This is a genomic window from [Eubacterium] eligens ATCC 27750, from assembly GCF_000146185.1.
GTDB lineage: Bacteria > Bacillota > Clostridia > Lachnospirales > Lachnospiraceae > Lachnospira > Lachnospira eligens.
On sequence record NC_012778.1, the window covers coordinates 128,468 to 142,315 of the forward strand.

Annotated in this window: 8 protein-coding genes and 1 tRNA gene; all 9 read left to right on the forward strand. The window is 37.4% G+C overall.

Annotated features, from left to right (window positions below; translation table 11 throughout):
• Window position 1 precedes the first annotated feature (1 nt).
• The 9 genes from EUBELI_RS00570 (at window position 2) to EUBELI_RS00610 (ending at window position 13,792) form a co-directional block, all read left to right on the forward strand.
• The gene (locus tag EUBELI_RS00570) at window positions 2–1,561 is read left to right on the forward strand and encodes an amino acid adenylation domain-containing protein (protein WP_012738389.1); all 1,560 of its coding nucleotides are present in this window, start codon (window positions 2–4) and stop codon (window positions 1,559–1,561) included.
• A gap of 1 nt (window position 1,562) precedes the next feature.
• Complete coding sequence (locus EUBELI_RS00575) at window positions 1,563–2,801, forward strand: diaminopimelate decarboxylase family protein (RefSeq protein WP_012738390.1); 1,239 nt, start codon at window positions 1,563–1,565, stop codon at window positions 2,799–2,801.
• Between the two features lie 104 nt (window positions 2,802–2,905).
• A complete protein-coding gene (locus EUBELI_RS00580; protein WP_022097299.1) occupies window positions 2,906–3,130 on the forward strand; it encodes a hypothetical protein in 225 nt (74 codons plus the stop codon).
• A gap of 23 nt (window positions 3,131–3,153) precedes the next feature.
• Window positions 3,154–4,743: an MBOAT family O-acyltransferase gene (locus EUBELI_RS00585; RefSeq protein ID WP_012738392.1), complete on the forward strand. Its 1,590-nt coding sequence runs from the start codon at window positions 3,154–3,156 to the stop codon at window positions 4,741–4,743.
• 18 nt (window positions 4,744–4,761) lie between these two features.
• Window positions 4,762–5,838 (forward strand): hypothetical protein, encoded by a 1,077-nt coding sequence (locus EUBELI_RS00590; protein WP_012738393.1) that lies wholly within the window; start codon window positions 4,762–4,764, stop codon window positions 5,836–5,838.
• Entirely contained in the window at window positions 5,828–6,883 is a 1,056-nt protein-coding gene (locus tag EUBELI_RS00595; protein ID WP_012738394.1) for a hypothetical protein, read from the forward strand. The genes EUBELI_RS00590 and EUBELI_RS00595 overlap by 11 nt, the downstream gene beginning before the upstream one ends.
• Complete coding sequence (locus tag EUBELI_RS00600) at window positions 6,880–7,929, forward strand: hypothetical protein (protein ID WP_041687858.1); 1,050 nt, start codon at window positions 6,880–6,882, stop codon at window positions 7,927–7,929. Before EUBELI_RS00595 ends, EUBELI_RS00600 begins: the two co-directional genes overlap by 4 nt.
• Before the next feature lie 184 nt (window positions 7,930–8,113).
• Window positions 8,114–8,200: transfer RNA gene (locus EUBELI_RS00605), tRNA-Leu, on the forward strand.
• 396 nt (window positions 8,201–8,596) lie between these two features.
• Entirely contained in the window at window positions 8,597–13,792 is a 5,196-nt protein-coding gene (locus tag EUBELI_RS00610) for a right-handed parallel beta-helix repeat-containing protein (RefSeq protein WP_012738396.1), read from the forward strand.
• Window positions 13,793–13,848: the final 56 nt, after the last annotated feature.

Here is a 13,848-nt window from a genome sequence, read left to right on the forward strand (position 1 = left end):
AATGGAAAAGAATGTATTAGAGTTTCTTGAAAACTCACAGAGAATGTATGGGGAAAAGACAGCGTGTGCGGACATGAATAATGAACTTACATACACACAGCTTATGAATCAGGCAGAGTTCATAGGAAGCTGTCTCTCACTTAAGATTAAGCCTACACAGGGAGTTCCTGTGTATATGGATAAGACATGTAATACATTATCTTTATTTATGGGAATTGTGTATGCAGGCGGATATTACTGTATGCTTGATACAACTCATCCGGCTGAGAGAATTAATCTTATATTAGATACGATCCAGGCAGATATTCTGGTTGTAGATAATAAGTCAGCCAAGAAAGCAGAAAAGCTCGGATTTCAGGGCGAGATTATTAATCTTGACGAATTGCTTGAAGAGTATGACGGACAGGCTGTGGATTCAGAGGCTCAGGAGAGACTGGAAAAGATAAGAGAACAGGCACTTGATACAGATCCTCTGTATTCAATATTTACATCAGGTTCAACAGGAGTTCCTAAGGGAGTTATTGTCAATCATCGTTCAACAATAGATTTTATTGATTGCTTTACGGAAACATTTGGAATTACTAATGAGGATGTTATAGGTAATCAGGCACCTTTTGACTTTGATGTATCAGTTAAGGATATATATTCAAGTTTAAAGACAGGCGCAACCTTACAGCTTATTCCTAAGATGTGCTTTTCGTTCCCAACCAAACTGCTTGATTTCCTTGATGACAGAAAGGTTACAACTATTATATGGGCTGTATCAGCGTTATGTATTGTAACAACTCTTAATGGATTCGAGTATAAGAGGCCATCTTCACTTAACAAGATTATGTTCAGCGGAGAGGTTATGCCTATAAAGCATCTTAATGCATGGAGAGTGCAGTATCCGGATGCAATGTTTGTTAATCTTTACGGACCAACAGAGATAACATGTAATTGTACATATTATATTATTGACAGAGAGTTTGGTCTTGACGAGAAGCTTCCGATGGGAAAGCCATTTGCCAATGAAAGAGTATTCCTGTTAGATGATGAGGATAAGCTTGTTGATGCAGGCAGACCAGGCGAGTTAGGAGAAATATGTGTATCTGGAACAGCTGTAACTATGGGGTATCTGCGTAATCCTGAAAAGACAGCAGCGGCATTTGTACAGAATCCTCTTAATGACAGATATCTGGAAACTATATACCGCACAGGTGATCTTGGTTACTATAGTGAAGATGGTGAACTTTTCTTCTCATCAAGAAAGGACTTCCAGATTAAGCATATGGGACACAGAATCGAGCTGGGCGAAATTGAGACATACATGAATGCTATAGAGGGACTTCTAAGAAGCTGCTGTATATTTGATACAGACGAGAATAAGATTCTCGGATTCTTTGAGATAGAAGGAGCAAGTGAGCTTGACAGAAAGGGCGTAACACATGCTCTCAAAGATAAAGTGCCACAGTGGATGATTCCAAATGTGCTCGTTAAGGTTGAAACAATGCCGATTACTAAGAATGGTAAAATTGACAGAAAAGAACTTATGAAGATATATAAAGAACAGGAGGCATAGGATGGTAGGAGTTAATGAATTAAAAGAGATTGCCATAAAATGTGGAACACCATCGTATATATTTGATACAGATGAGCTATGTGCAAGGATTGATGCCATGCAGCAGATTTTGGGATGCGGTGTTACAGTGTGTTATGCAATGAAGGCTAATCCGTTTCTTATCAGCGTGCTTGACAAGAAGCTTGACAAATTCGAGGTATGTTCTCCGGGTGAATTTGCGATATGCGAAAAAGAAGGCATAAACAGGGAGAAGATTGTACTTTCGGGTGTTAATAAGGAAAAGAAAGATATTCTCTACACAATGAAGACAGGTGCTGTTGGAATCTACACTGTGGAATCGCTTAACCAGCTTGAACTTATCAATTCATGTGCAGTTGAGTGTGGCATTAAGGTTAAGGTTCTTATAAGAGTTACCAGCGGCAACCAGTTCGGTATTAATGAGCGTCAGGTATATGAGATTGCAGACAGAAAGGATGAACTTAAGGGAATTATCCTTGAGGGAATCCAGTGCTATTCGGGAACCCAGAAGAAGAAATTAAGCCAGATAGAAGCTGAGGTAGTATGGTTACAGGCAATAGCACATACATGTGAGGCTGAACATGGTGTTGAGCTTAAAGAGATTGAATATGGTCCTGGCCTGTCAGTTGATTACTTTGTTACAGACAAATGTGATGCCATGAATACTGATTTTGACGAGCTTAAAGAGTTTGCTGTGATGATTAAAGAAATGTCCGAAAAGTTCAATGTTACTCTTGAGATGGGACGATATATTGCAGCTACCTGTGGAATACTTATAAGCAGAATTGCTGATATGAAGATGAATGACACAACAAGATACGCAATTATTGACAGTGGAATTAATCATATTAATTATTATGGACAGGCTATGGCTATGAAGAAACCAAGATGTGAATTCATTCCAATGGAGTACACAGAAGGGTTTGCTGATGGCGTAGATCATGAGGTGGAAGTGTATTCACAGGGAGTGCAGCCGTATAATATATGTGGTTCATTATGTACAGTAGGAGATGTAATTGTTAAGAATCTTGAATTAAAGGATGCTAAGATTGGTGATATGATAGCATTTTATAATATTGGAGCGTATTCTGTTACAGAGGGAATATATCTGTTCCTGAGCCGCCGAATGCCTGCAATTGTGATGTATTCAATGAAGAATGGCTACAGGATTGTTAGAAATCCAGTGGACACTTTTTTAATAAACAGTGTTAGTACACAATAATTTTACAATTTTGTAACAAAATATGATTGACTATATGTGAATGAGAAGATAGAATGTTTTCTGTTCACAGATGTGTGATTAATAATTTTTTTGCGAGGTTTATTATGGATCAGTTATTAGACATTTTGAATGAAATTAACAGTGATGTGGATTATGAAGTATGTGATACTCTTATTGATGATGGAATATTCAGCTCATTTGATATTGTATCACTTGTTGGTGAGTTAAACGATGCATTTGACATCGATATCACACCAGTTGATATAGTACCTGAGAACTTTAATTCAGCAGAGGCTATGTGGGAGATGATTCAGCGTCTGCAGGATTAATCCAGAAAGTGGGGTAAAACAATATGTCACTAGTTTCTACCGGATTTCTGGTATTTTTATTAGTGGGAGTAATTGTATATTATCTTATACCTAAGAAGGCACAGTGGGCATGGCTTTTGATATTAAGCTATGCCTACTATTTATGTTCGGGATATAAGACTGTTGTGTTCATATTACTTACAACAATCGTTACTTTCACATCAGGAATCCTTTTAGAGAGAACAGAGGATAATCTTGCCAAAAGTCTTAAAGCAGAAGGACTGGCAAGAGAAGATAAAAAGGCTTTAAAAGAAAAGGCAAAGACATATAAGAAAAGAGTTGTAGTACTTGCTCTTCTTCTGGTATTTGGTGTGCTTGCAGTTGTTAAGTACCATAATTTTGCGATAGAGAATGTTAATGGCATAATTAAGGCATTTGGTGGTAATGGCAGGATATCAACATTTACACTGCTTCTTCCACTTGGAATATCTTTCTATTCATTCCAGTCGATATCATATGTTATTGATGTATACAGAGGCAAAGTAAAGGCATGTAATAACATTTTTAAATATGCTTTGTTTGTTTCATATTTTCCTCAGATAACACAAGGACCTATAGGAAGATATGACAGGCTTGCACCACAGTTTTTTGCAGAGCATAAGTATGATTTAGTTGTTATACAGCATGGATTGCAGCGTATGGCCTGGGGACTTTTCAAAAAGTTCATTATAGCCGACCGTGCAGGAGTCGTGTCTGATCTGGTATTTAATAATCCGGGTCAGTATCATGGAATATATGTAATAATAGGTGTTCTTGCTTATTGTGCACAGCTATACGGAGATTTTGCCGGTGGAATTGATATGGTTATGGGTGCTTCCGAGATGTTTGGAATTCATCTGGATGATAATTTTAGGCAGCCATTCTTCTCTCATTCTATTGGAGAATTCTGGCGCAGATGGCACATAACACTTGGTACATGGATGAAGGATTATGTGTTCTATCCATTCAGCTTAAGTAAAGCTATGAATAAGCTTGGTAAGTTTTTCAAGAAACATAGTAAAACAAGATTTGGTAAATACATGGCAAAGGCATTACCTATATGTCTGGCAGATTTACTCATATTTTTTATAGTAGGTGTATGGCATGGAGCAGCATGGAAGTATATCGTATATGGTATGTACAATGGTATAATCATGAGCTTTAGCAGTATTATGGCACCTGTTTATGAAAAAATGTTTAAAATAACTCATATTAATAAGAATGCACGCTGGTACAGAGGATGGCAGATAATAAGAACATTTATACTTGTTAATATAAGCTGGTATTTTGATAACGCAGCTACTCTTACAGATGCATTCAGACTTATGGGAAATACATTTAAACATGCATCATTAAGCATGGACGCCGTTGTAAAAATGTCTGGAAGCCAGCTGGATTTAATAATATTGCTTGTGGGCTGCTTTGTATGGCTTATTATAAGCATACTTAAAGAGAAAGGCATTGTAATCAGAGAAGCTCTTGACAGAAAGCCTCTGATTATCAGATGGGCTGTATACATAGCTCTTGTTATGTCGGTTGCAATGCTTGGCTATATTTCTAATACATCGGGTGGATTTATGTACGCCCAGTTCTAATCAGAGGTGCAGGATACCATGAAGAAGAAAGCATTTAAAGAGATATTAAAATATGTGAGGGTGATAGTATTCTTTGCGGTTATAACTATACTTGTTGAAGCAGTTAATTATGTAATGGTTCAGCCGGGGTATGCAAGATATATAATCCATACAGTTGACAATCCGGATGATGGCTCTGATTATGATTGTATTGTAGTGGGAGCTTCACATGGAAGGGCTTCAATTGACCCGCATTATTTTCTGGAAATGGAATATGCAGTTAATCCAATTAATATGTGTATTCAGGGTGCCACGGTTATTGATAATTATTATATGATCAGAGAAGCGTGCAATAATAATGATGTAAAGAAGATAATTCTTGAACTTGATTATCAGTACTGGGATAAGAATCTGAAGCGCGATTCGGATTTTGGAGATCTTCTTGTATATGGGCAGCTTCCATTTACGAGTCTTAAAATGGAATATATAGTAAACCAGCTTATGGATAAAGACTTCAGGACAATATATTTCAGAAGATACGCATTTGCAAAGAATTGGAAAACGGCTAAGAAATATATGGCTACAAAGAAGACTGATGAATATAAGAATTTTCAGATTGAGGGAGTTGCCGGAATTGATACAGAAGGACCATATCAGGGACTGGGATTTTTCTACCGTACCAAGGTAACTGATAAGAAGGGAAAGATTAATCCATCACCATGGACATATGATGACCTTAATCCTAAGGTGCAGAAATATTTTCAGAAGATAGTTAAGTATTGTAAGGATAATGGAATTGAGCTTATATGTGTTACCACACCAATTCCACCATCATCTGTTGCTTCAGGTGCTGCAAATGAGGCTAATACATATTTCAGACAGATATGTGATGAGAACAATGTGAAATATATTGATGGCAATCTTATTAAGAATGAGGTGCTTGATGTAAGTGATGATGATTTCTCAGACTGGGAAGGACACATGAATGGTGAACTTGCAGAGCAGTTTTCAGAGATACTTACAGAGATACTTATGAAGGAAGATAATTCGGAATATTTCTATAGCGGCTATGATGAGTGTATAGAAGCAATTAAGGTGAGGGGTAATGAAAACTAAGGTGTTGAAGTATATAAGGGTGGTAGTATTTATCGCTGTTATAGCCGGACTGGTAAAATGCATAGATTTTGCAATGATGCCATCCGGATATATAAGATATATAATTCATGCAGCAGGAAATCCCGGTACAGAGGAGGGATATGACTGCATTATACTTGGAGCGTCACATGGAAGGTCTTCCATTAATCCTAAGTATATGATTAAGTCCGGATATGCAAAGAATCCTCTTAGTCTGTGCATTCCGGGAGAATCAGTTGTTAATTCTTATTACCTTTTAAAAGAGGCATGCAGAAACAATGCTGTGAAGAAAGTTGTGCTGGAGATGGATTACCAGTATTGGACTAATGATGAAGCAAGAGACTCAGAATTTGGGGATTTGTTTGAATATGTCCAGCTTCCAATGTCTAAAGTAAAGTTAGAATATATCAGAGATGAATTAATAGATAAAGATTTTAGAACTGTATATTTTAAGAAACTGGCATATACTTCAGATTTTAGTGAAGTTAAATACAACATTAAAACAAAGCTGACAAAAGAATACAGGGATTACGATATCAGTGCGGTTAAGGTGTGTGATGCTAATGGACCATATATGGGCAGAGGCTTTTTTTACCGGGAGAATAATAATGATAACAAATGTGATTTCTGGGTTCAGGAGTGGACTGAAGATGATATAAGCAGAAAAGTTATAAAGTATTTTCAAAAGATTGTAGATTATTGCAAGGATAATCATATAGAAATGGTGTGTATTACAGAGCCAATAACACCAACAGCTGTTGTAAAAGGACCTTCGAGAGATGCCAATACATTTTTTAAAGACATTTGCAGTAATAATAATGTAAGATACATTGATTTTACATTATTAAAAAATGATGTATTTGATATTACAGATAATGATTTCTGTGATTGGGAAGGACATATGTATGGAGAGGCAGCAGAAAGGTTTTCTGGGATTATGTCAGAGGTTCTTGCAAATGGTAATGAAGAATATTTTTATGATAGTTATAAGGCTAAGATTGATGAAATAGAGAGGAAAAAGCCTTGAAATATTTAAGAACAGTGCTTTTTATGGCAGTGATTGCCGGCATGATTCTTATAATGGATTATGCACTTGTTCCATCCGGGTATATAAGGTATATAATTCACGAGACTAATAATGCTGGTAGTGATGATGGATATGACAATATAATAATCGGAGCTTCACATGCAAGATCTGCTATAAATCCAGTAAAGCTAGACGAAGCAGGAGTGTCTGACAATGCGTTTAATCTTGCTATACCGGGAGAGACTGTAACGGATTCATATTATCTTTTAATGGAGAGTGACCGGCATAATAATGTAAAAAGAGTTATATATGACCTTGATTATCAGTACTGGTGCAATTATGCAGAGAGGGAGTTTGAAGACTGTTTCATATACACATGGCTTCCTTTCAGTAATGTAAAGCTTAAGTATATAGCTGATAATCTGCTCACAAAGGATTTTCGTACTGTATATTCAAAGAGATGGGCTTATGAGATATCACCGTCTGCTATTATGAATAATCTTAAGGTTAAGAGCAGTGCGGCATACCGCAACTACAGTATGGATGCAGTTGAGATACATGATGCCGGAGGACCTTATGCTGCCAAAGGATTTTTCTATAGAGATATGAAGATGGACAGCCTCGTGCCATCTGATATTGTTGCATGGGATGAGAGTGGAATCAGTGATAAGGTTCTGGATTCATTTGAAAAGACTGTTCAATATTGTAAGAAGAATAATATTGAACTGGTATGCGTTACATCACCTATTACGCCGACAACATCAGTTAACGGTTATTCGGAACAGGCAGGAGCATATTTTACGAGGCTTTGTGAAGAATATGGTGTTGAATATTATGATTTCAATCTGTTAACAATGGATACACTTCCAAGAACAGATGATGACTTCTTTGATGAAGAAGGTCATATGCTTGGAGAACTTGCCGACAGATATTCAGATATACTGGCATCAGTTCTTCTTGACAAATGTGACAAAAGTACCGCTTTTTATGGTACTTATGCACAGTTAGAGCTGGCAGTTTATGAAAATTATGTGACAAAACAGTGAAACTGACAAAATATGCTTGCTATAAACATAACAATGTGCTAAACTTCATTCACTGCATATGTTGAATCTGCAGGTAGTAAAGAGTCGTGATGTACTACATATCTGTTATTGCATTTGGGACACTTAGGCTGCGCCAGAGGAAGTCATATGTATTAATAATACGCCTGCTATGCAGGCACTTTACGCCGGTGTGGCGGAACTGGCAGACGCACAGGACTTAAAATCCTGCGGGACTTATACTCCCATACGGGTTCGATTCCCGTTGCCGGCATCTAATTATGGCTGTACAAGAATGAGTGGATTCTTGTACAGCCTTTTTTGTTTATAGAAGAAAATAAAAAACCTAAAATTTGTGAAAAATTACAATGCGTCTAATATATAAGAAAAATGTCGGAAACCAGTAAATGCGATGGTTGCAAGGTTTGAGTACAAGAGGCAAAAAAGAGTTTTATTGCTTTTAGAAAGATAACAATGTTGATATTGTGGAAAATGCACAAAATAGACACTGAATATCAGAGTAGAGGGCGACATAGTTACCAATGGTTTAAATTGACTGGGTGAACTGTTTGTGATAATCTTATGAAAGATTTCGGGAAATAAGGGAATTTCCCGTGCAACAATGAGATATCGTATGAATTACGATGTTTTAGGAACAAGGAGGCAATTTATGAAAAAGAACAGAAAAAGGATTGTGGCGGCGTTCATGACTGTTCTCATGGCGTTGACATTAGTCCCAACATGGCTGTTGGGTGGCGTGTTTGCTACTACAGCTAAGGCGGATGACGCTGTTTATACAGCTACATCTGGTACAATTGGCGACTATTTCAAGCTTCAGAATAAGGTTGTAGATGATGCAGGAAATAGTGCAAAAGTTTATCTGTTAGACGGCAAGGAAGTTAAGTCAAAAGGCCGAATCAAATTAGGCACAGTGGAGAGTTCTAAGGATACAGGTTCTATTACTTTTACAGTAGCTGAAGGTAAAAAGGCTAAAGTTGAGGTATGGGCTATATCTGCTAATAGTACTACAGATTCAGAAATAGGAATATTTACATCATCAGGAGATGTTAAAGCAAAGGCAATATCGTATGCAACAAAAAATAAAAAGTTGGGTGACATTGAATATGGTAAAGCTAAAAATGGTATTGAACTTACAGTAAGTGCTGATGAGTTAACTGCTGGAGATTATTATATTGCGACAGTTAAGGGTGCAGCACAGCCATCAAATGTTTATTATGTAAGGGTTACAGAGACATCAGCGGGTCCTGTAGTTGGTGACAAACCATCAGTAAAGGCTGATTCAGTAAAGGCTGTATATAATTCAGAGACAGGCAAGATTGATGTTACATGGGAAGCAGCAGTTGAAGGTTCAGGATCTTCAGTATTCAATATTTATGTAAATGATTCTAAGAATCCAGTTAAATCAGTACCTTGTACTGAATATTCATATTCTTATGAGCCAACAGCATCAGGGGAATATACATTTACAGTAAAGGGTGCTCTTGGAACAGATGAAGAGGAGACAGGTGCAACAGGGAAGACTACATGCACACTTCCACTTAGTGCACCAACAGTTAAAGCAACAAGAGTTCCAACAGATGGAACAAAGATTAATGTTGAAGCATCTGGTTCAGAGGCAGAAAAATATGAGTTCTCTGTATATGATTCAGATAAGAAGCTTGTAAAGACTGTAGAGGCCGAAGCTAAAGACGGTAAGGCAGCAACAACAGTTGAGGGTCTTAAAGAAGGATATAAGTATTATGTTTCAGCTACAGCTGTAAGAGGAGAAGAGAAGAAAGAATCTGACGGTGAGAAGATGGCAAGCGTAATGCCATATGCTGAAAAGGATACATCACAGGCAATACCTGGAATGACAGTTATTAATACTAATGATGCAGATAATTCTAAGACAGTAAGTCTTACAATAGTAAGAGAAAATGGAACTATAAAAGCAGGTCAGACAAGCGGAAAGAGTTCTAAGATTGAAAAGACAGGCATTAAGTATGGAAGTTTAATAGCAGCTCCGGCTACTACAAAGGACTTCACATTTTCTGCAACTATTAAGGTTACAGGTGCTGAAAGAGGAACATCTACATCAAAGCAGCAGGGCGTGTACTTAGGTGCATTTGCAGATACAAAGCAGGCAACTAAGGACATTATTTCAGCTGAACTTGGCACAGATGGAAAAGCATATTCAGCTTATATTGGAATCAAGAAAGATGGCGAATTCGACAGAGATGGCGGAGTGGATGCTAAACTTGATACAGAGTATAAGGTTACAATCACAAGAACAGGCAGTGTATATACATATTCAGTAAAAAATAAAAATGATGATGTTGTAATGCAGGAGTCTGTAACAGCAACAGCAGATGCGTTAAAGGAAGGCGGAGCAGCTATTCCAGCGATTGCACTTGTTGGTGCGACAGCTACTATAACAAACATTAAGCTTACGGTAGATGGAAAGGCTGAAGTAGATGCAGCAAACTTTACTGGATCATTTAATCCATTCGTTGATAACTGGGCAATTGTTGATGCTCCGGTTTTATCAGATGTAACAACAGAAGAGAATAAGAAAGATGGAAAGATTACTATTAAAGTTGATGAAGAAATCAGCCCAGTAGGAGCAGCAGAAGTATCAGTAGATATGATTGATGCCGAGGGTAAAGTTGTTGATACAAAGGTAGCCTCTTCTACAGGAGCAAGTGTTACTTTTGAACCAAAGGCAAGTGGTGATTATTCATTTAAGGCATATGCAACAAGACCAACAGAGACAACAAAGAAGGAATCAGAGTCAATAACAGTTAAGGGATTTGTTCTTCCGATAAAGGCTCCTGTTGTTAATGCAAGAACAGCTACAGATAGTAAGGTAGAAGTTTACTGGGATGCAGTTCCAGAAGCTAATACATATAAAGTTGAGTATAAGAAGAATGGCGATGAAAGCTTTGCGGTATTGACAGAAGGAACAACAGCTCTTTCAGCTATGACACCTTCACTTACAGCAGGCGAAACTTATATCTTTAAGGTTACAGCAACAAGAACATCAGATGGACAGTCAAAGACATCTAATGATGTAATATTTACAGTAGCAGATCATGAGCAGTTCGTATGGAAATTCTCTGCATTTGGTCAGGGCGTAACAATTAATGAAGATAAGCTTAACGATAAGAAGAAATCAAATAATGGTTACTCAGGAAGCGTTAATACAGGTGATGGTTCTGTTAATGTATGGTCAGTTGGAAGCAAGGGTAAGTTAGTACCAGCTTCAACAGATGGTGTTGCTTTCTATTATGCAACAATACCTGCAAATAAGAACTTTACACTTACAGCTACAGCTAATGTTAATTCTTGGACATATACTAATGGTCAGGAAGGTTTTGGTCTTATGGCTGCAGATGCTGTAGGAACTAATGGAGATTCATCAGTATTCTGGAATAACTCATACATGGCTTCAGCTACAAAGGTTGAGTATTACAGCAGTGTTGATGAAGAAACAGGTGTGGCTTCAGTGAGCAAGACATCAGGAGACAAGATTTCTATGAAGCTTGGTATTGGCTCACAGGAAAAGATTGGCGTAACAAACGACAATATTGATAAATTAAAAGATAACGATACTGATACAGTAACTAATGAATTTAAGACATCAATGTCAACTCTTGATACATCTAAGTTAGGTAGCGAGGCAGGAACATATAATCTTATTGGTAACTATACTAATACAGATTCAACATTTGTAGGTACAACAGTTGAGAATCCAATTACAACTATTAAACTTACTATTCAGAAGAATAACACAGGTTATTTTGTAAGTTACACAGATGCAAATGGAAATACAACAACTAAGAAATATTATGATACAGAAGCACTTAGTAAGCTTGATGCAGATAATGTATATGTTGGTATGTTTGCATCAAGAACTTGTGATGTAACATATACTGATATTTCGCTTACAACTATTGATCCAGCAGATGATGCTCCAGCAGAAGAAAGACCAGTTGAGTACAAAGATGTAGTATTAAGCGTGTCTTCAGCTTCAACATCAAGCTCAGAGAATTACAAGCTTAAGGGTATGTCTAATGTAGATGGTCATGTAGTAGTAACAAAGGGCGAGGAAGTTGTTGGCGAAGGTGATGTTAAGGCATCAGAAGCATTCGCATTTGATACAAAGCTTAAGGTTGGTGATAACAAGTTTGTTGTTACACTTACTCCAGATGAGAACTTCAAGTTTGGTGATTACGAACTTCCAACATCATATGATCCGGTAGAAGTATCTAAGACAGTAACATATGCATACTTCACAGGTGATTTGATTTATGTAAGTGCTGAGGCAACTGCAGCAGTTGATGAAGCTAAGGCTAATGAGACTTATTCATCAAAGGCACAGATTAACTCAGGCAAGGGAACAAAGGGCAACCCAATTGATATCTACAATGCAGTTGCTTATGCAAAGGCAGGACAGAAGATTCTCCTTCTTGCAGGTGACTATAAGGTAGCTAATAACTTATTAATTCCATTTGGAATTGATGGTACAAGCGAGAAGCCAATCTACATGATGCCAGAACAGGCAGGAACAAGAGTAGTTCTTGACTTCGCGGGTACAACAGGAGAAGGTATAACACTTTGCGGTAACTACTGGTATATCCAGAACATAGATGTAACAAATTCAGCTAATGGTAAGGATGGTATCCATGTAGCAGGAAGTTACAATGTATTAGATTCAGTTAATACATACAACAATGGTAACACAGGTATTCAGATTAGTAGATTTTCAAATGTTCAGGCTAAGTCAGACTGGCCAGCATACAACACAATTAAGAATTGTACATCACATAACAATGCAGATGCAGGTTATGAGGATGCAGATGGATTCGCAGCTAAGTTAACAATTGGTAAGGGCAATGTATTCGTTGGATGTATTGCACATAACAATGCAGATGACGGATGGGATTTATTTGCTAAGGTTGAAACAGGAAATATTCCTGCAGTTGTAATCATGAATTGCGTAGCTTATGCTAACGGATATCTTGAGGATGGAACAGATGCCGGAAACGGAAACGGATTCAAGATGGGTGGTTCAAGCCTTGCAGGTGGACATGTACTTCTTAATTCAGTAGCATTTGAGAATAAGGCTAAGGGTATTGATAGTAACTCTTGCCCTGATAATGTAGTAGTAAGCTCAACATCTTACAACAATAACAACTACAATATAGCATTATATACTAACGATGCTAAGAATACAGATTACACAGCATATGGTGCTCTTTCTTACAGAAATAAGTACCAGAGTGTCTCAGATAGTTTTAAGGCTAAGGGAACACAGGATGCAGCTAAGTTATATCAGGCAACTGATTACTACTGGAAAGCAGCATCGGGTGATGCTAATGAAGCAAGCACAGCATTAACAGACAGCAGCTTTGTTTCAGTTAATACTAATTCAGTAAATGTTGATACAGCAACAGCATTAACAGAGACTGCAACATTACTTGCTGATACAGCTTCAGCAATCAAGTATACAGCAGAGCCTGTAACAAGAAATGCAGATGGAACAATCAACATGAACGGAATCATGATGCTTACAGCAGAGACAAGAGCAGCATTAGGAGCAGGCGTTGGTGCTGACGCACTTGATAAGGCTCCACAGCTTACAGCAGAGTCAAAGCAGATTCTTATTAATGCATTAGGCGAGGAAGAGTTCAACAGAATCGCAAGCTTATCATTTGCTTCACCAGTTCTTTCAAGAGAAGGTAATGAAGGAACACTTACAAAGGATTCAAGCAATATGGCATTAATGATGATATTACTTATGGCATCTGTAGCAGCTGCAGCTGGTGTAGTAGTATTTGAAAAGAAGAGAAGAATGGCTAGATAATTCTTTGAAAGTGTTAATACAGCAGAATGAAAACTAAATAATCTATAGTATTAAAT